Here is a 17,996-nt window from a genome sequence, read left to right as displayed (position 1 = left end):
AGCAGCATGACCACCACGAACACCGTGCCGATCGTCGGCTACCTTGCGCTGACCGATCCCCCACATCTCAACGCCACGGTCTGCACGTCCTGCTCGGCGTACTACTTCGACCGCCGCGACGCGTGCGCCTCCTGTTTCGGCACCGACTTCACCACGAAGGAGGTGTCGCGCACCGGGACTCTGGAGACCTTCACCATCGTCGCGGTCGCCGCACCGGGCGTCCCCGTGCCCTACGTCGCGGGCGTGGTGAACTGCGACGGCATCGCGGTGCGGGCCAACGTCGTCAACATCGAGCCCGCAACACCGCCGCTGCGACTCGGAATGCCGGTGCGGCTCACCACCTTCCCGATCGGCACCGACGACGAGGGCAAGACCGCGATCGGGTTCGCGTTCGAACCGGATGAAGGGAGCGCCAAATGAACGGCGACGTCTGGATCCTCGGCATCTCGATGACCAAGTTCGGCAAGCGGCCCGAACGCGACGTCGTCGGGCTGGGCTTCGATGCCGCGCATGCGGCACTCACCGATGCCGGCGTCAGCGTCGCCGACATGGACGTGCTCGCGGCGGGCAATCTGATGGGCAACCCCGGTATCGGGCAGGCGGTGCAGAAACAACTGGGCCAGACCGGCATCCCGGTGTTCAACGTCACCAACGCCTGTGCGACGGGGGCGACCGCGTTACGCACCGTTATCCTGGCGATCAAGGCCGGGGAGGCCGATATGGGCCTGGCCATCGGTGCCGAAAAGCTCGCCGGGGCAGGCATGCTCGGCGTCAGCGGGAAATCCCGCGACGCGGGTAAGGAGTGGAAGCCCAGCGGCCGCCTCGACGCCGTCGCCCCGCTGGAGGGGCAGGTCGGCACCGACCTGATGCCGGGCGTGTTCGCCCAGATCGGCATGCAGTACCTGTATCGCCACGACTACTCCGGTACCCCGTTGGAGCTGTTCGCCAAGATCAGCGAGAAGAACCACTTCCACTCCACGCTCAATCCCCTGGCGGCGCACACCAAGGCGATGTCGGCCGAACAGATCATGAACGACGTGATGATCGCGTACCCGAACACCCGCCCGATGTGCTCGGCCAACTGCGACGGCGCCGCGGCGGCAGTCTTGGTGAGTGACGAACGGCTGCAGACGCTTTCACCCGAGCAGCGTCGGCGCGCCGTCAAGATCAGCGCCTCGGTGCTCACCACCGATCCCTGGGAGGAGGCCTGCCAGGTGTTGCCCAACGTCAACACCCTGACCCGCCACGCGGCGACCAAGGCCTACGAGCAGGCCGGTGTCGAACCCGATGACCTCGACCTCGTCGAACTGCATGACTGCTTCGCCACCGCCGAACTGGTGCACTACGACAATCTCGGGCTGTGCCAGCCCGGCGGCGCGGTCGACTTCTTCGAAAGCGGCGCGACCTGGCGCGACGGGCGGCTGCCGGTCAACGTCTCCGGCGGCCTGCAGTCCAAGGGGCATCCCATTGCGGCCACCGGCATCGCCAACGTCTGGGAGATCTGCCAGCACCTGCGCGGAGAGGCCGGCGACCGCCAGATCGACGGCGCCAAGGTGGGCCTCGCGCATGTGATCGGGCTGGGATCGACGTGCGGCATCCACATCCTGGAGAAAGCGGCGTGATGGCGTGAGCCTGACCCGCGAGGTCTTCGACGGCGGACAGCTCACCCCCACCACCGTGGCCGAGGTGCTGGCCATCCGGGCGCTGCCGCACGACCGTTTCCAGGCGGATCCGGTCAGCGTGACGGGCCGTCGCACGATCTACGGCGGGCAGGTCGCCGCGCAGGCCCTGCGCGCGGCCAGTCTGACCGTGCCCGAGGATCGGGTCGCGCACTCCATCCACGGCTATTTCCTGCTGGCAGGCGATGCCAGTGCACCGGTCGAGTTGCGTGTCGAACGCGACCGCGACGGCGGACGCTACTCGGGACGTCGGGTCACCGCGGTGCAGAACGACGGGGTGATCTTCTCGATGTCCTGCTCGTTCAGCCGCTCCAAACCCGAAGCGCCTGAGTTTCAGGCCGGCGAGGCGCCTCGCGTGCAGCCACCCGACGACCTGGAGACCCACCAGCTCAACGCATCACGCACCTTCGACGTCGAAGCCCGCGTTCCCGAGGATCCCGAACCCTGGTACCGCTGGCCGGCTCGAATGTGGTTGCGCATCCGCGAGCCGTTGGTCGACGACCCCAATGTGCGGGCCTGCGGCCTGGTGTTCCTGTCCGACCTGTGCACCGGGTTGTCCCGGGCCCCGCAGATCGAGCAGGTCGGCCTGTTGCCCAGCGTCGACCACGCGGTGTGGCTGCACCGCCGTGCATACCCGAACGACTGGTTGCTGATCGACCTCAACGCCGTCGTCACCGCGGGTGGCCGCGGAATGTATACCGGCCAGATGTACGACGCCGGCGGCATGTTGGTGGCCAGCCTGGCTCAGGAGTCGCTGTTCGACTATCCCCGCTCCCACTCCGAAAAGCGGTGATTCACTTGGTGATTGGCGCACCGTCCATTGCGGCGGCACCGATCGTGCAACTAGTGCGAAAGACGCGCCGATTATTCGCAGTGAACGCACACTGGGCGGGCCTTCGCCTCAGCGTCTCACAGAAGTATCTCCTAAATTAGTATCCTTTACGTTAGGATGACGCCATGGTGCGGGCCAGCAGTCCGGACGCGGTGACGCGAACGGACCGTGCGGACACGGCAGATCAGGCGGATCAGACGACGGCAGTCACCGCCGACACTCCCCTGTCACCCGCTGACGACAACTTCCACCCCGCACCCGAGGGCGATCCCTACTGGGCGGAGACCACCTGGTGGTCGTTCAACATTCCGGAACGCAAGATCGGCTGCTGGTTGCACGCCACGTTCCACACCACCAGGGGCACGGTCACCTGGCGGGTCTACGTGTGGGACCCCAGCGGCGCCTACCCGGACGAGTTGCGTTACTTCCGGATGGAGACCGACGTACCCGTCACCGATCCGAACCCGGATCTGCGCGACATCACCATCCCCGGCGGTGGGTTCTCGGTGCGGATGCTGCGCCCGCTGCGCGAATACCAGGTCGAGTTCGCCGATGCCGCAGCCGACTTCGCCATCCGTATCCATTTCGAGGGTCTGCACGACCCGCGCCGCTTCACCCCCGGCGAGCCGCCCTTCATGAACCACGCCCACATCGACCAGGTCGGTCGCGTGACCGGGGTGTTGACCCTGGACGGCGAGGACATCCCGATCGACTGCTACTCGGTGCGCGACCGGTCCTGGGCGCCGCGCGGAGCGCCACGCCCTCCGCGTAAACCCGGCAGCGACCGCCCCGCGGGCACGGAGTCCCGGGTCCTTCACCCGGGCGGCCCGCTGTGGCGCCAGATCGAACGTGAACGCGGACGGGGACGTATCCAGTACGTGTTCGCCCACACCGGGCCGGAGTCCGGGTTTCTCGCCTTCGTGCGGGTCGCCGAGGGTGACGCCGAGGGTTGGTCACCCGTCAACCACGGCTGGCTGCTGCGCGACGGGGAGTTCGCCTCGCTGGACAAGTCGGCGAGCGTGATGAAGAACTACCGCGATCCGGTGACCGGATGGAGCTCGCACATGGAGTTCCGGCTCGCCGACGTGCTGGGCCGAGAGCTGGCCACTGAGGGGTTCACCGTCAGCCACATCAGCGAATATGGCGGCGGCAGTACCGCTTTGATGCGCTTCGACATCGACGGGCGCATCGGCTGGGGTGAGGACCAGGACATCTGGGAGCCGAAACACTTCGCGCGGATGCGCGACGCGCTGCAGGCGGTGCGGTGACGTCACCAACAGATCCGGAACCGTTGCGAGCAGCAGGAGGATGAGCATGGCTGGACCGTTCGAAGGTGTTCGCGTCGTCGAGGTGGCGGCATGGACCTTCGTGCCCGGTGCCGGCGCCATCATGGCCGATCTCGGTGCCGACGTGATCAAGGTGGAACCGCCGACCGGTGATCCGCAGCGCGCGCTGCGCAATGCGCTCAACGCCGACGACAGCGCGCCCAACCCGTTCCTGCAGGTGCCCAACCGAGGTAAGCGCAGCATCACCCTGGACCTGACCACGCCGGCCGGACTGGACGCGCTGCGCCGCTTGGTCAAGACGGCCGACGTCTTCCTCACCAGCTACCTGCCGAAGGTGCGGGCCAAACTCGGCATCGACCCGGAAGACTTGCGCGAAGAGAATCCGCGACTGGTCTACGTCCGGGGATCCGGCTGGGGCAGCCAGGGCGCCAACGCCTCTACGGGTGGATTCGATTCGGCCGCAGCATGGTCGGCTGCGGGTGTGCAGAACAAGCTGACGGCTCCGGGAGCCGCCGAACCGGCCGCGCAGCCCGCCGCGTTCTTCGACCTGCAGGGCTCCAGCGCCATCGCCGGGGCCGTGGCGATGGCGCTGTTCCGGCGCGAACGTTCCGGTGAGGGCGCAGTGATCGACGTCTCGCTGTTGAACACCGGAATGTGGACCATGGGCCCCGACCTGGCCGCCGCCGCAACGGGTTCCGGCGAGCTGCCGAGAATCGACCGCAAGGCGGCACCGAATCCGATCGTGAATTACTACCGCACTTCCGACGATCGTTGGCTGAACCTGGTGTGCCTGCAGGCGGACCGGTTCTGGGCCGAGCTCTGCACACTGATCGGGCGCGACGACCTCATCGACGACGAGCGCTTCCGCGACGCGTTCTCGCGCTACGTCAACAGCGCCGATTGTGTCGCCGAACTGGACGCCACGTTCGGCAGCCGGACACTCGACGAATGGCGCACGGTGCTGGCCAATTTCTCCGGGGTGTGGTCGGCGGCCGCCACCTTCGAAGAGGTCTGCGCCAGCCCGCAGGTCGCCGACAACGGCTATCTGCCCGAGGTGGTCGGCGCCGACGGGCGCCCGTTCCGTCTGGTGGCCCCGCCGTACCAATTCGACGGTGTGCCAACCACTCCCGCCGGCCCGGCACCCGAACTCGGCCAGCACACCGAGGAGATCCTGTTGGATGCCGGCCTGGATTGGGACACGATCGCCGATCTGCGGGAGCAGGGAGCGTTGGGCTGAATTGTGTCAGTGGTGTCAGCGGTAGAGGTCGATGACCGTCTCGTTCCCCAGCTCGCCCCAGAGCATCTGGCGGCCGGCGCGATTCATGTGCGCGGTCCAGAGCTCCCTGGCTCCGGCAGCGTCACCGTCTTCGACCAGAGCGATGAACTTCTCGAAGGTGCGCAACGTCTGCTTGAACTGCTTCACGATGGCCACGGGATCGGTGGCGGAAGTTACCGCACGGTCCATGTGCTTGGTGATCACCTCCCGCAACACCGCACCGACCAGCGCCATGGTGTTGTTGCCCGAGCGGTCGAGGATGACATCGTGAAAGCGGAAGACGACCGCCGTCCACTCACCGAAGTCGGCCTGTTCGGGGCCGTCGTCGATCAGCGCCGCCAATGTCGATGCCGTGGAACGCAATTCGGCGATGTCGTCGGGTCCGGCCCGCTTGGCCAGCAGTTCGGCGGCGGCCGGTTCGAACACCTTGCGCGCCTCGTACACGTCGGCCAGCGTGGTCTTCGACATCTGCAGCAGCAGCCCGAAGTCACGTGCGGCGACCGCAGTTTCGGGCGAGGACACCAGCACGCCGCCGCGCGAACCGCGACGCACCACGATCAGCGACTCGCTCTCGAGGATCCGGAAGGCCTCGCGCAGGGTGGGCCGGGACACCCCGAACTGACGCACCAACTCCACCTCGGTGGGCAGCGCATCGCCCTTCTTGAGGACACCGCGGACGATGTTGCTACGCAGGTGGTCTGCGATGAGCTCAGCCGTCTTAGGCGCGCGAACCAGCTTCGACGAGCGGTCGCCGCGTCCCGCCAGTTCCATGTCGCTCCCACCCTGTTCGCCGAATCCCCCACCAAAACATCTAATTCAGCTTACTCATCGACGGTTACCTAGGAGGACTTCTGTGACAGCGACGACAGTCTCCACGAGAGGCTTGTTCATCGACGGCGGCTGGACGTCGGGTACCGGCGGCGACACCGTCACGGTGGTCAACCCGGCGACCGAAGAAGTCATCGCCGAGGTGCCGCAGGCGTCAGTCGCCGACATCGACGCGGCGGTCACCGCGGCGCGCAAGGCCTTCGACGAAGGACCGTGGCCGACGATGAGTCCCGCCGAGCGGGGCCGCATCCTGGCTGCGATGGCGGACGAACTCAGCCGTCGCCGAGCCGACCTCATCGAGCTGAACGTCACCGAGGCCGGCTCGACCCGCATGCTCGCCGAGATGCTGCAGGTCGGCACCCCGATCGACCACTTCCACGACCTGACCAACCGGGTATTGCCCCAGTTCGATTTCGAGCCGCCGGTGCGCCCAGTCATGGGTCACGGCATCGGCCACGGCATGGTGGTGCGCGAACCGTACGGCGTGGCCGCGCTCATCACCCCGTTCAACTTCCCATTCCTGCTCAACCTCGCCAAGGTCGGCCCCGCGCTGGCCGCCGGGTGTACCGCTGTGCTCAAGCCGTCGCCGTACACGCCGCTGGAGGCGCTGGTGCTCGGCGAGATCGCCGAGGCCGCCGGCCTGCCGCCCGGTGTGCTCAACATCGTGACCGGCGACATCACCGAGGGTGAGGCGCTGACCACCCACCCCGGGGTCGATCTGGTCAGCTTCACGGGCTCGGATGCGGTGGGGCGCAAGGTGTACACGCAGGCCGCCGATTCCCTGAAGAAGGTGGTTCTCGAACTCGGCGGCAAGTCGGCGAACATCATCCTCGACGACGCCGACCTCGACAAGGTGATGGAGAGCGTGCTCGCGGGCATCGTCACCCACGCCGGCCAGGGTTGCGCGCTGCTGACCCGGATCCTGGTGCATCAGTCACTACACGACGAGCTGGTTGCCCGGATCGCCGGTGTGCTGGGATTCATCAGCGTGGGCGACCCGTCCGATCCGGCGACGATGATGGGTCCGCTGATCCGCGACGTGCAACGCCAGCGCGTGGAGTCGCTGATCGCAACCGGGGTGGAGGAAGGCGCCCAAATCGCGTTCGGCGGTAAGCGTCCCGCACAACTCGAACGCGGTTATTTCGTCGAACCGACGCTGTTCGTCGGGGTGGACAATTCGATGCGCATCGCGCAGGACGAGTTCTTCGGCCCGGTCGGTGTGGTCATTCCGTTCAGCGACGACGACGAAGCGGTGCGGCTGGCGAACGACAGCCGCTACGGCCTGGCCGGTGGCGTGTGGTCGGCCGACCCGCTCCGAGCGGTGGCGGTGGGACGCCGGTTGCGCACCGGCACGGTGATCATCAACGGCGGTGGCGGCGGGCTGAACCCGAGTGCACCCTTCGGTGGGTACAAACACAGCGGTATCGGTCGGGAGTTCGGCGAGCACGGGCTCGCGGAGTACCTACAGCACAAGGCGCTTCAATGGCCGGTCGGATAGTTCGACTTGCCGCGGCGGTGGCGGCCGGTGCGGTTCTCCTGAGCTCCGCACCCGCCCACGCCAGGCCGCCGGGATCCCCCGACTACATCGACCACACCGTCTGGGAGTACCACGGCGATCGGGCCACCCTGCGGATCTACCCCACCCCGTGGGGATGGGCCGGATCCGGTCCCTTCACCAACGGTGCGCAGAGCTACGACGCGTGGGCCGAGCTGCTCGAGCACGCACCCGATGCCAACACGCTGTCCATGCAGAACCAATTCATGTGCTACTGGCAGCTTTCCTCGTTCACCAACCCCGGCAAGGTCGGAACCTGGAACCTGGAGCCCTGGCGACCGGTCGTTTCCAGCATCATGATGCAGAACGCGGGCTGCAATCCCGGTGGACCCGACGACGTGCTCAACTGGTGATCGGCGCGAACACGGGGTCGATCAGATCCTTCACCGCCTCCCAGGGGATGGTGATCGTTCGCACTTCCCTGCCGAATTGTCCTTCGGGAAAGTACATCTGGATGCCCGTATCGCTCGGAATCCAGAAGCGGAAGTTGCGTTCGATCGGTGCCCACCCCGCGTAGTACTCCCCCCAACCACCAAGCGGCGGTGTCGGGTAGGTGGCGGGCAGGATCTGCTTGGTCAGTTCGCCCAACCGCGTCAGCCCGGCCTGCTCGTCGACGAAGAGGTTCGACCACACGATCTGAATTCCGCTGCGCGAGTCGAACACCCGCGTGGCGACGGTGTCGACGGGCATGTTCGGCAGTTCGACGGCGTTGTACTGGCCCTGCCACAGTTCCGAGATGGTCATCGGCCGGAACTGCAACCTGCCCTGGGTATTGAACGTCCATGGCGAACTCTTGCTGGCGCTGGCGGCGAACAGCCACACCTGACCGTTGGCCTCGTCGTCGAGGATCCGGTTGATCGCATCGGTGACCGCAGGGTCGCCGCCCGCGAGCCTCTCGTAGTTCACCGTCCATTCGCCTGGGCCTTGCGGGCTGGTGCCGGCGCGCACGTCCGGGACGACCGTGTAGCTGAGGCCGTTGGATACGTTGTCAGCCCCCGCGACGGGCGGCGTGCCGACGACCGGCGCCAGGAGCAGAACGCCGAGAAGCGCAGCGGCCCACCGCAGGTGCCGGCTCACGGCAGCACGACATCACTGGCCAGCCAGCGGCCGTCGACCTTCTCCATCGTCATGATGATGCGGTTGCGATCAAGGCGCGGTTCGGGATTGAGCGCATTGGTGACCGACTGATCGAGGAACAACATCACCTCGACCTTGTCCGCCGTCGCCGACTTGATGCCCGCCGCGACGACCTTGCCGTCCGCCTTGGCCTTGTTGTCGATCAGCACCTGTTTGAGCTGACTGCTGGACTCGCCGTACATGCGCTTGAACTCGCCGGTCGCCCCATCCAGTACCGCGGCGAAGTTACTGTCGAGCTTGGCGGCGTCCACACTGGTCAGGATGACGGCATACTGCTGCGCCGCGGCCAGCGCCTGCTGCCCAGCGTCGGCAACGGTCCGCTCCCGATGCAGATCTACGGCCAGCACCGCGGTAGTGGCCAGCGAGCCGACCAGAAGTACAGCACCCAGCGCGAGCGCCACGGTCTTACGAGTGGGTCGGCGCAGCCACCGCCGCCGCCGCGAATCCGATTCGGACTCAGTCGCTTCCGCGCCGCCTTCCGACTCGGCATCTTTGGCATCGGCCTTCTCTTCCAGGTCCTCGTCGGTAGCGTCCAGTGTCAACACCTGTTCTCTGCTGGTCATCGTCTGCTCCTTTCAGCAGTTTCGGCGTCGGTCTCGAGGGAACGGTCCATGGGCGTCACGGACCACTCGGTGGCGGAGGTAGCGGGAGGAAGGGGCCGCCGAACGGCGTCGGAATCGTGAGCGGACCGACCGGAACGGGATCCGCTCGCTGCAGCGGATGCGCACCGGGCGGCGGGCCCGCGGTGTCGTCACCGGGCGGCCGCGGGGCGTTGCGCGCGCCGCGCACAAGATATTTCGGGTCCGGATTCGGGCAGTACGTGTACAGGAACGGCTCGGGGAAGTCGGTCAGCGTCGGCGGCGCCTTCGGCAGGTTGTAGTCACAGCCGTACCGCGAATACAGGCTGACCGCCCCCCACACCCCACCGTCGCGGAAAGTACTGCCGACCGCCTCGAGGGCCGAACCGGTGCGGTACTGCGGGAAGAAGAACTCCTGCAGGGCAGGCACCCGCTGATAGAACAGTTGCGAGGCCGTGGTCAGGTTGCCGAGCAACTGCACCATCGTCGTCGAGTTGTCGGCGATGACGGCGTCGATGCCGGAGAACGCCTCGGGGCCGCGGTCCAGCAGGGTCCGATACCCACCATCCATGCGCTCGACGCCGCCGAGGATCGTCGACAGGTCCGCCGATGTCGTGGCCATGCCCGGGCTGACGTCGCGCACCGTCGACGCCACCACCTTGCTGTTGCGGATCAGGCTGACCGTTTGAGGCAGAACCGAATCCAGCGTCGACACCAGGAACGTGCCGCCGTCGAGAATGGCGGCGAGCTTGTCCGCCCCCTCCGGGCCGACCCGCAGTTCGTCGAGGACGGCAGACAGTCGTGCCGGGTCGACCTGCGACAGCGTGCCGTCCAGATCGCCGAGCAGCTTGGCCAGCGTCACCGGCGTTCGCGTTCGGTCACTGGCGATTACGGCACCGTCGGCGAGGTAGGGCCCGTCGTTGTGGTCGGCACGGAAATCGAGGTACTGCTCACCGGCCGGCGACAGCGCCGACACCCTCGCCTCGGTGTCGGCGGGAATCCGGATACCGGGGCGGATCGCCGCCACAGCCACCGCGCCGGTGTCGGACAGCTCGATCGAACGCACACGACCCACCGGCACGCCGCGCAGCGTCACATCCTGGCCCGGCAGCAGACCGCCGGTCTGCTCGAGGTGGACGCGAACCAGGGCGTCAGTGCTGATCGGATCGAAGCGCAGCGTGCCGAACGTCAGGTACACCACCCCGACGACGAACATCAACGCCAGCGCGAAGGCCGACAGCCCCAAGCGGCGCAATTTCGCCCACCGCAACGCGTTTAAGACCAGCCTCACGGCGTGCCCTCCAACGTGGCGCCCGGCGGGGCTGTCGGTGGGGGCGGTTCCAGCCCTGGCGGTGGCGGGGCTGGCGTCAGATTGCCGGGGTTCGGACCGATCAGGTTGGGCGGCGGCACAACTCCCGGCGGCGCAGTCGGCGGACCCCAGAACTTGTTGCGCACCATCAACAGTTCGTAGGAAATGCTGCCGACCAGGTTGCGGAAGTCCTCCCGGCCCGGTCCGCGGCTACCCGGATCGGCGGGGTGGTGCGGATCGGCGAATGCGCCGACGGCGAGGTCGGCGAGGTCGATCTCGACGTTCGCCGCGGTCGAGTTCGTCGTCTTGAGAACCGGGCCGAACAGCCGGTTGAAGTTGGCCAGCGACGCTCCGGGAGCCGTCGACGCGTCGTTGAGACCCTCGGACAGCCGGTTGAGGTCGGCCATCATGCTGCGTGATTCCTCGCCACGCACCGACGGGAACTTTGCCAGCTGCAGGGTGATCCGGTTGACCTGCACGATGAGGTCGATGATCCGGTTGGTGTTCTCGGCGACGGCACCCAGAGCGGGACCCGCCGCCTCGACGGCCGCGTCGATCGACTGCTGCCGCGCGGCCATCGTCTCGGCCAGATCTCCTGTTTGAGTCAACGCACGCTTGATGGAATCCGAACGCGCCGAGAGGCTCTGGATCAGTCGGGTGGACTCATCGACGAACTTGTTCAGGTCCTCACCCTTGCCGCCGACGGCGTGCCCCATGCCGTTGATCACCCGCGTCAGGTTGCGGATCGCACCGCCGTTCACGAGGACCGCCGCGGTGCTCAGCACGTCCTCCACCGACGCGGCCGACGCGGTGGAGTCCAACGGGAGCACGGCACCCGGCGCCAACGCCGGCGTCGCCGCGGACGCACCGGGAGGTGGTGTCAGCGCGACGAAGATGTCGCCCAGCGGGGTGGCCGAGCGCAGTTCTGCCTTTGTGCCGGAAGGGATCTGAACATCCGACGCGATCCGCATGCTCACCACGGCGGTGTAGTTGCGGGCCGTCATCGACTCGACCTCACCGACGTCGGCGCCCGACAATCGCACCTTGGCCTTGGCAGGCAGATTCAGGGCATTCGCGAACGTGGCGCTGATCTCGTAGGTGTCCTCGCCGACGGACGGCGCGGGCAACGGGATCCGGTCCAGGCCCATCGAGCAGCCTCCCAGAGCTGCTGTCAGGCACAGCGCCGCAAGTAATCTGCGCACAATCGTCATGGGCTTCATCACGGGCTTCATCACGGGCCGAGACCTGCCAATCCCTCCAGCATGCTCGTGAGTCCGAAATCGGGACCGAAGTCCTGAACGGTCCCCGTGGTGCACCCCAGCTGCTTCATACCCAGCAGGTTGCACAGCTCCTTGGTCAACTGGCCGTTGAGCTCCACCTTGTCGAGCACGGGGTGCGAGCGGATGGCGTCCTTCTCGTGGTCGATCATGTTGTAGACGTTGTCGATCAGCATCGGCGCCACGTCCAGCGACTCGGCGAGCTCGCGTCGGTAATCAGCGATGGCCTTGGTGGTCGTCTCCGCGCCCGCAGTTGTCGTTTTCAGGGCGTCGCGGTTGTCCTCGATCAGATCCGCAGTCTCGGTGAGAATCTGGTTGATCTGCGCACCGGTCGATCCGCTGCCGAGCTGTTCGGCGGCCAACACATCGCTGAGTTGGCGCATCGACGAGCCGAAGTCACGGATGGTCTGGTCGTTCTCGACGGCCGCGGCGGTCAGCCTGTCCAAATTGGTGACGATGGTCGTGATCGCGTCGCCGGTCGGCGCACCGCGCTCCTGGCTCATCTTCAGCGCCTTGGACAACTCACCGAGCGCCGATCGGATCTTGTCGCCGTTCCCCTCGGTCATCGCAGCGCTCACCGACAGCAGATCGGCCACCGGGCCCGATCCGTGGCCGTCGCCCTGCAGCTGCACCGCCAGCTTGTCGATCATCGCCAGCACGCGGTCGAACTCGACGGGCGTACGGGTGCGGTCCAGGCCGAGCGTCTCACCGTCACGCAGTGTGGGACCGCCCTGATACACCGGGGTGAACTCGACGTGCCGGTCGGTGAGGATCGACGTCGACACGGTGACGGCCTGCGCGTCGGCCGGGATCTGGATGCCCGGGTCGACGCGCATCGTCACCTCGACGTATGCGCCCTTCGGCTCGATCTTCTCGACCGAGCCGACCGGCATCCCGAGAATCGACACCGCATTGCCCTCGTAAAGCCCACTCGCACTGTCGAAGTGCCCGATGATCGTCATCGGCTGCGCGCCGAACGGCCCAGTCGAGCAGCCGCACGCGCCGCACACCATCGCAAGGACCACGATCAGCTTCGCCAGCGCTCGCGTGGTCATTTGCAGTCCCCGAAGTAGGGCGGCAGGTTGAACTGCTTGGCGCGGCTGCTGATCGCGCACACAAACGAGTCGATCATCGTGCCGCCGGTGGAGGTGAAGTCGAACTCGTTGCCGTTGCCGGTGGCGTTGGCGAAGTTGCGGACCGTAACGGGCATCAGCTGCAGGGTGCTGCGCAGCAGCGCATCATTGCGGCCCACCGCGCCGAGCATGCCCTCCAGGTTGTGCAGCAGCTCGTCGATACGCGTCCGGTCGCCGATCAGCACGGGCCGCAACTGATTTACCAACTTGGTGGTGGCGTCGATCAGCCGAACCACCAGCTCCTTGCGCGCCGCCAGATCGGCGAGCACCTCGCGGCCCTGGGTCATCACCAGGCCCAAACTCCGCTGCTGATTGCCGAGCAGCTTGGCCACCTGCTCGGTGCTGCGCAGCAGGTCGTAGATCTGATCGCGGCGCGACGCGATCACCGACGAAAGGTGCTCGATGTTGTCCAGCGCCTGTGGCAGCACCTCAGGAGCGCCTGCCAGCTGGGTGGACAACGTCGTCATCGACTGGGCGATCTTCTCGGCGTCCACGGCGTCGAACGTCGTGGTGGCGTCCTGCAGCGCGGACTGCAGATCGTAGGGCACTTCGGTGTTGGACAGTGGAATGCGCTTGTCTGACAGCGGTTTCGATCCCGCCGGCGCCAGATCGACATACCGCGCGCCGAGCAGCGTGGTGAGCTTGATGGAGGCGCGGGTGGCCGAACCCATCGGCAGGTCGTCATCGATCTCGAGACCGACGGCCACCCGGTCGCCGGCGAGTCGCATGCTCGTGACGCGACCGACCCGCACACCGGCCACCGTCACCTGATCGCCCACACTCAGCCCCGCCGCCTGGGCGAACTCGGCGATGTAGACGTCCTTTCCGAACCCCAGACGCCCGATGCCGAGCGCACCACCGAGCGCCAACGCGATGACGACGACCGCGATGATTCCCAGGCGCAGCTTGCCGTACGACTCAATGGGTCGCCGCCACAGACGTTTCCTGGAAGTCACGGCCGCCGGCTCCTGCATGGTCATCACCGGCACTTCTGGCTGTATGTCAGGCGGTCTTCGCGGGTGCCCTCCCGCACGATCGCGTTGATCAGGCTGTCGATGCGCGGAAACTGGGTGACGGTGAGGTTGCATGCGTACACATCGAGAAATGCCCCGCCCTGACTGAACCGGGCCATCCCCTTCAGCATCAGCGGTGTGTTGAAGGCCATATAGGCGAAACCCTGCTTGTCGTCCATGAAGTGCTTGGCGAAGCCCGGCTCACGCGCCAGCCATTCCCGCATGTCCGGTTGTACGTCGGTGATGACGTTCGCCAGCCGGTCCCCCACCACCGAGATCTGATCCATGGAGTCGACGAATTCCACACGGCGGGCCGCGAATCCGTTGAACGTCGTCTCGGCCGACTTGATGCTGTCCTCCAGTGCACCGCTGTGGTCGGCCAGCGAGGCCACCACGCTGTTGAGGTGGGTAAGCACGCCGTCGAGAATCGCGTCGGTACCCGAATAGGACTCCGCGAGGCGCGTGGTCTCGGAGATCATCGTGGCGATCGCACCTGTATCGCCCTGCAGCGAGCGCACGATGGCCATCGTGAGGTTGTCGACCTGTTCTGGGCTCAGCAGTGCGAACAGCGGTTCGAACCCATTGAGCAGCTTGGAGATGTCGAACGACGGTTCGGTGTGCTCGACGGGGATCACCGCCCCGGCGGGCAGCACGCTCGGATCGCCGTAGTCGGCGAGCGACAAGCCGAGATAGCGCTGGCCGATGATGTTCTGGTAGACGATCGACGCCTTGGTGTTGCCGTACAGCACCTGTTCGGACTGCACCCGGAACTGCACGCGCGCCTGGGTGCCATCCAGCGCGACGTCGTCGACGCGGCCCACCTTGACCCCGGCCATCCTCACCTCGTCACCAACCTTGAGGCCGGACACGTCTGTGAAAACAGCGCTGTAGGAATGGGTTTCACCATCGACTTCACGCTGCAGGGTGACGAACACGGTCCAGATCAGCGCCAGACAGACCACCAGGAACACGCACAGCCCGATCAGCGGGCGGCTGTGCCTCCGCAGCGGTGACCTGACTTGAGTGCTGGCTGACATCAGCGACCAGCCTCTGCGGGCAGTGGCAGTCCCGGGGGCGGGCCTGCCCCGGGTAGCGACGGGTCGGGGACGACCTGCACGGTGTTGCCCCTGGCGACCGGCCCGAAGAGCAGTTGGGTAGCGGCGTTCGGCTCGGGTCCGAGCAGTTCGCTCAGCTGCGCGCGCTCCTCGGGGCTGCCGACCGGACCCACGTTGCCGCCGGGCGGTTGGTAGTTGCGGGGATCGAGAGGTTGGGGCAGCACCGGCGGGTCGGCGGTGAGCGGCGCGGTGCGACAGCTGGGGCCCTCGAGCGTGCCGTAGCGCGGACAGTCCTTGCGGGTGTACATCCGATTCGGCGTGAGCACCAACATGAACTTGCCCACCGCCATGTTCTTGTCCTCATGCCATACATGGTCGAAGAATCGGTTGGTGAGGTCGTTGATGCGGGTGACGATGGGGGCGAACTGATTTGAGCCGTCCGCCATCACGCCCATCACCGGGGACAGCTGGGTGGTGATCACGATCATCCGGTCAGTGTTGTTCTCGAAGGCGGTTCCCACCTCGCCGAAGGTGGCGTGCCCCGCCGACAGGAAGGTGGCCAGCTCCTGACGCTTCTCGGCGAAGGTGCGCATGGGCACCACCGCGCTGTGCACGGCGTCGAGCAGATCCGGCGCACTGCCCTGCAGGCCCTGCAGCGCGTCGGACACGACGGCGAGGGTGGCTTCGGTGCCGTCGTCGGCGATGACGCGGTTGAGTTCGTCGACGATGCGGTTGGCGCCGCCACCCGCGCGCTCGATCTCGTCACCGCGTCCGCTGGTGGCCTCGGCGACGGCGGCCAGCACACCGACGGTATCGGTGGACCCGGGCCTGCCCGCGGCGGCCATCACCTCGCGCAGCTTCGACAGCGCGGTCTGGAACTGCACCGTGGCAAGGCTCTCGTCCTGGTGGATGCGCGAGCCCGGCTGCAGCGCCGGTCCGGAACCGTTGTCCACCAGTTGGATCGACGATACGGCGAACACGTTGCCGGGGACGACGCGCGCGGTGACCGTCGCGGGGATCGCGCGCGCAAAGTGCGGGTCGATACTCAGGTCGACGACGTTGTCGCCACCGTCGATGCTCGGCGTGACACCCTCGACGGTGCCGACGAGGGCGCCGCGGAACTTCACGTCGGAGCCGTTCGGCAGCCCGTCACCGACGTTGGCGAGCAGCGCGATGACCTCGACCCGGTTGGAGAACGCTCCCTCGGACTTGGCAATCGCGACAGCCGCCAACAGCACGGTGCCGAGTAACAAGGCAACACCACGCAGCAGCAACCGCGCGTCCGATATGGGCTTCGCCGCCGATTCGAAGTTCTGCGGCATCGTCAGCCGCCCAACCGTGCGCCGGAGCCGATCCCCCACAAGCCAACGGTGAGAAGGAGGTTGGCGATGATCATGACCGAGATGCTGGCCCGCATGGCGCGGCCCGCGGCGATGCCGACGCCCTGCGGCCCGCCCGAGGCGAAGTAGCCGTAGTAGCACTGGATCGTCGACGTGATGATCACGAAGACGATCGCCTTCAGGACCGAGTACACGATGTCCTGGCCGGTGAGTACCAGCCGGAAGTAGTGCTCGAAGGACCCCGCCGACAATCCGCCCGCGAACGTCACGATGGTCTGCACCGCCGCGTAGTTCACCACCAGACACAGGATGTACAGCGGAATGATCGCCACCACGGAGGCGAGCAACCGGGTGCTGACCAGATATGGCAGCGGGCGGATCGCCAGCGACTCGATGGCGTCGATCTCCTCGGAGATGCGCATCGACCCCAGTTGCGCCGTGAACCGGCAGCCGGCCTGCGCGGCGAACGCCAGGGCGGCCATGACGGGTGCCAGCTCGCGGGTGGACACCGTCGAAGACAGCAGTCCCGCAGCGGGTTCCATTCCCAGCAGGTGTAGCGCCTGGTACCCCTCGATGCCGACGATCGCACCTGCTGTCGCACCGAGGAGGATGATCACCCACGCCGTGCCGCCGCCCACCACGATGGATCCGTTGCCCCATGTGACATCGGACAGGATGGTCAGAAAGGCCCTGCGGTAACGGGTCACCGCGATCGGAACACCCGCCACCGCGCGGGTGAAGAAGGTCAGCATGTGGCCGAGCAGGATGCCGAGCCCGGCCACCGATGTCGACGCCTCGACGATCGGCCGGACGCCCTTCGGGTAGTACGGCGCCGCCATCAGAGCGCCGCCTTGGGGAAGAGCAGGACGTACATCTGAGTGAACACCACATTGGTGATCATCAGCAGCAGGATGGACGCCACCACGGTGGCGTTGACGGAGTTGGCCACACCCGCGGGCCCACCCTTGGTGGTCAGCCCCTTGTCGCACGCGACGATTGCGACGATCGCGGCGAACACCACCGCCTTGATCATGGTGAGGACGAGATCGCCGACCGTCGCGAACGATGCGAAGGTCATCACGAAGCTGCCTGCGGCGCCGTTCTGGGCGAACGTGTTGAACAGGTAACCGGCGAGGAAGCCGATGAAGCACACCAGCCCGGTCAGTGTGACGCCGACGACGATCGATGCCGCTAGCCGCGGAACGACGAGCCTGCGTACCGCCGAGATGCCAAGCACCTCAAGGGCGTCCACCTCTTCGCGAATGGTGCGCGACCCGAGGTCCGCACAGATCGCCGAACCCACCGCGGACGCCATCAGCAGCGCGGCAACCAGCGGCGCACCCTGCCGGATCACCGCAAGTCCGCTCGCGGCACCGGCCAGCGACGTGGCGCCGACCTGACCGGCCAGCAGAGCGAACTGGATCTGCAGCGTCACGCCGATCGGGATCGCCACGCACATGGTCGGCAGCATCGCCGTCGACGCCATGAACGCCGCCTGCTGCACGAACTCCCAGAACGGAAACCGCCACCTGACGATGTCAGCCACCAGGTAGCGAATCGCCTGCAGTCCCAGGATGCATTGACTGCCAACGGTACTCAGCGCGGCGACGGGATGTCGCTGGACGTATCCGCGACCCCATTCACCGACTTCACCAAGCGGGCTTGGGTATGCCGGGCGGCCTGTGGTCATCCCGCGCT

18 protein-coding genes are annotated in these 17,996 nt (G+C 66.7%); 7 read left to right on the top strand and 11 right to left on the bottom strand.

From position 1 onward, the window contains the following. Positions 1-6 precede the first annotated feature (6 nt). The 5 genes from G6N43_RS14000 (at position 7) to G6N43_RS13980 (ending at position 5,034) form a co-directional block, all read left to right on the top strand. Positions 7-420, top strand: a complete 414-nt coding sequence (locus G6N43_RS14000; RefSeq protein ID WP_083155652.1) for a Zn-ribbon domain-containing OB-fold protein — start codon at positions 7-9, stop codon at positions 418-420. Continuing rightward, entirely contained in the window at positions 417-1,622 is a 1,206-nt protein-coding gene (locus G6N43_RS13995) for a thiolase family protein (RefSeq protein ID WP_083155649.1), read from the top strand. The genes G6N43_RS14000 and G6N43_RS13995 overlap by 4 nt, the downstream gene beginning before the upstream one ends. A gap of 4 nt (positions 1,623-1,626) precedes the next feature. Then, positions 1,627-2,472: an acyl-CoA thioesterase gene (locus G6N43_RS13990; protein WP_083155646.1), complete on the top strand. Its 846-nt coding sequence runs from the start codon at positions 1,627-1,629 to the stop codon at positions 2,470-2,472. 164 nt (positions 2,473-2,636) lie between these two features. After that, the gene (locus tag G6N43_RS13985; protein WP_234810201.1) at positions 2,637-3,779 is read left to right on the top strand and encodes a DUF7064 domain-containing protein; all 1,143 of its coding nucleotides are present in this window, start codon (positions 2,637-2,639) and stop codon (positions 3,777-3,779) included. Between the two features lie 46 nt (positions 3,780-3,825). Then, positions 3,826-5,034, top strand: coding sequence for a CaiB/BaiF CoA transferase family protein (locus tag G6N43_RS13980; RefSeq protein ID WP_083155753.1), 1,209 nt, complete (start codon positions 3,826-3,828; stop codon positions 5,032-5,034). Between the two features lie 15 nt (positions 5,035-5,049). On the opposite strand, the gene G6N43_RS13975 is transcribed toward G6N43_RS13980, so the two are convergent. Beyond that, positions 5,050-5,844 carry a FadR/GntR family transcriptional regulator gene (locus G6N43_RS13975; RefSeq protein WP_083155643.1) on the bottom strand — a complete coding sequence of 265 codons (795 nt, stop codon included), beginning with the start codon at positions 5,842-5,844 and terminating at the stop codon, positions 5,050-5,052. Positions 5,845-5,926: 82 nt separating this feature from the next. Between G6N43_RS13975 and G6N43_RS13970 the strand changes: the two genes are divergently transcribed. Then, on the top strand, positions 5,927-7,399 hold the full coding sequence (locus G6N43_RS13970; RefSeq protein WP_234810200.1) for an aldehyde dehydrogenase family protein: 1,473 nt from the start codon (positions 5,927-5,929) through the stop codon (positions 7,397-7,399). Continuing rightward, a complete protein-coding gene (locus tag G6N43_RS13965) occupies positions 7,384-7,809 on the top strand; it encodes a DUF2599 domain-containing protein (protein WP_083155636.1) in 426 nt (141 codons plus the stop codon). Before G6N43_RS13970 ends, G6N43_RS13965 begins: the two co-directional genes overlap by 16 nt. Here the strand turns inward: G6N43_RS13965 and G6N43_RS13960 are convergent. The 10 genes from G6N43_RS13960 to G6N43_RS13915 all read right to left on the bottom strand — a co-directional run bounded on the left by G6N43_RS13960 (position 7,799) and on the right by G6N43_RS13915 (position 17,988). Beyond that, positions 7,799-8,533, bottom strand: a complete 735-nt coding sequence (locus tag G6N43_RS13960) for a DUF3298 domain-containing protein (protein WP_234810199.1) — start codon at positions 8,531-8,533, stop codon at positions 7,799-7,801. The two genes, G6N43_RS13965 and G6N43_RS13960, sit on opposite strands and share 11 nt — an antisense overlap. Beyond that, on the bottom strand, positions 8,530-9,156 hold the full coding sequence (locus G6N43_RS13955) for an Rv1363c family protein (RefSeq protein ID WP_083155634.1): 627 nt from the start codon (positions 9,154-9,156) through the stop codon (positions 8,530-8,532). The genes G6N43_RS13960 and G6N43_RS13955 overlap by 4 nt, the downstream gene beginning before the upstream one ends. 55 nt (positions 9,157-9,211) lie before the next feature. Then, positions 9,212-10,462: an MlaD family protein gene (locus tag G6N43_RS13950; protein ID WP_083155622.1), complete on the bottom strand. Its 1,251-nt coding sequence runs from the start codon at positions 10,460-10,462 to the stop codon at positions 9,212-9,214. Then, entirely contained in the window at positions 10,459-11,628 is a 1,170-nt protein-coding gene (locus G6N43_RS13945) for an MCE family protein (protein ID WP_234810198.1), read from the bottom strand. Before G6N43_RS13945 ends, G6N43_RS13950 begins: the two co-directional genes overlap by 4 nt. A gap of 83 nt (positions 11,629-11,711) precedes the next feature. Next, the gene (locus tag G6N43_RS13940) at positions 11,712-12,812 is read right to left on the bottom strand and encodes an MCE family protein (protein WP_083155621.1); all 1,101 of its coding nucleotides are present in this window, start codon (positions 12,810-12,812) and stop codon (positions 11,712-11,714) included. After that, positions 12,809-13,870, bottom strand: coding sequence for an MlaD family protein (locus G6N43_RS13935; protein WP_083155749.1), 1,062 nt, complete (start codon positions 13,868-13,870; stop codon positions 12,809-12,811). The genes G6N43_RS13940 and G6N43_RS13935 overlap by 4 nt, the downstream gene beginning before the upstream one ends. Next, positions 13,870-14,940, bottom strand: coding sequence for an MlaD family protein (locus G6N43_RS13930; protein ID WP_083155618.1), 1,071 nt, complete (start codon positions 14,938-14,940; stop codon positions 13,870-13,872). Before G6N43_RS13930 ends, G6N43_RS13935 begins: the two co-directional genes overlap by 1 nt. Then, positions 14,940-16,319 (bottom strand): MlaD family protein, encoded by a 1,380-nt coding sequence (locus G6N43_RS13925; protein WP_234810196.1) that lies wholly within the window; start codon positions 16,317-16,319, stop codon positions 14,940-14,942. The genes G6N43_RS13930 and G6N43_RS13925 overlap by 1 nt, the downstream gene beginning before the upstream one ends. Continuing rightward, entirely contained in the window at positions 16,283-17,137 is an 855-nt protein-coding gene (locus G6N43_RS13920; protein WP_165761893.1) for an ABC transporter permease, read from the bottom strand. The genes G6N43_RS13925 and G6N43_RS13920 overlap by 37 nt, the downstream gene beginning before the upstream one ends. Continuing rightward, a complete protein-coding gene (locus G6N43_RS13915) occupies positions 17,137-17,988 on the bottom strand; it encodes an MlaE family ABC transporter permease (RefSeq protein ID WP_083155612.1) in 852 nt (283 codons plus the stop codon). The genes G6N43_RS13920 and G6N43_RS13915 overlap by 1 nt, the downstream gene beginning before the upstream one ends. Between the last annotated feature and the right edge of the window lie 8 nt (positions 17,989-17,996).

It is taken from the genome of Mycolicibacterium moriokaense (assembly GCF_010726085.1).
Classification (GTDB): domain Bacteria; phylum Actinomycetota; class Actinomycetes; order Mycobacteriales; family Mycobacteriaceae; genus Mycobacterium; species Mycobacterium moriokaense.
Note: the sequence above shows the minus strand (reverse complement) of the source record. Positions and strands in the feature narration are given on the sequence as shown.

What these genes read in the sequence shown, in the direction of transcription:
- G6N43_RS14000 (WP_083155652.1), top strand. Translation starts at nt 7, where the DNA reads ATGACCACCACGAACACCGTGCCGATCGTCGGCTACCTTGCGCTGACC.
- G6N43_RS13995 (WP_083155649.1), top strand. Translation starts at nt 417, where the DNA reads ATGAACGGCGACGTCTGGATCCTCGGCATCTCGATGACCAAGTTCGGC.
- G6N43_RS13985 (WP_234810201.1), top strand. Translation starts at nt 2,637, where the DNA reads ATGGTGCGGGCCAGCAGTCCGGACGCGGTGACGCGAACGGACCGTGCG.
- G6N43_RS13980 (WP_083155753.1), top strand. Translation starts at nt 3,826, where the DNA reads ATGGCTGGACCGTTCGAAGGTGTTCGCGTCGTCGAGGTGGCGGCATGG.
- G6N43_RS13975 (WP_083155643.1), bottom strand. Translation starts at nt 5,844, where the DNA reads ATGGAACTGGCGGGACGCGGCGACCGCTCGTCGAAGCTGGTTCGCGCG.
- G6N43_RS13965 (WP_083155636.1), top strand. Translation starts at nt 7,384, where the DNA reads ATGGCCGGTCGGATAGTTCGACTTGCCGCGGCGGTGGCGGCCGGTGCG.
- G6N43_RS13955 (WP_083155634.1), bottom strand. Translation starts at nt 9,156, where the DNA reads ATGACCAGCAGAGAACAGGTGTTGACACTGGACGCTACCGACGAGGAC.
- G6N43_RS13945 (WP_234810198.1), bottom strand. Translation starts at nt 11,628, where the DNA reads ATGGGCCTGGACCGGATCCCGTTGCCCGCGCCGTCCGTCGGCGAGGAC.
- G6N43_RS13940 (WP_083155621.1), bottom strand. Translation starts at nt 12,812, where the DNA reads ATGACCACGCGAGCGCTGGCGAAGCTGATCGTGGTCCTTGCGATGGTG.
- G6N43_RS13935 (WP_083155749.1), bottom strand. Translation starts at nt 13,870, where the DNA reads ATGACCATGCAGGAGCCGGCGGCCGTGACTTCCAGGAAACGTCTGTGG.
- G6N43_RS13930 (WP_083155618.1), bottom strand. Translation starts at nt 14,940, where the DNA reads ATGTCAGCCAGCACTCAAGTCAGGTCACCGCTGCGGAGGCACAGCCGC.
- G6N43_RS13920 (WP_165761893.1), bottom strand. Translation starts at nt 17,137, where the DNA reads ATGGCGGCGCCGTACTACCCGAAGGGCGTCCGGCCGATCGTCGAGGCG.
- G6N43_RS13915 (WP_083155612.1), bottom strand. Translation starts at nt 17,988, where the DNA reads ATGACCACAGGCCGCCCGGCATACCCAAGCCCGCTTGGTGAAGTCGGT.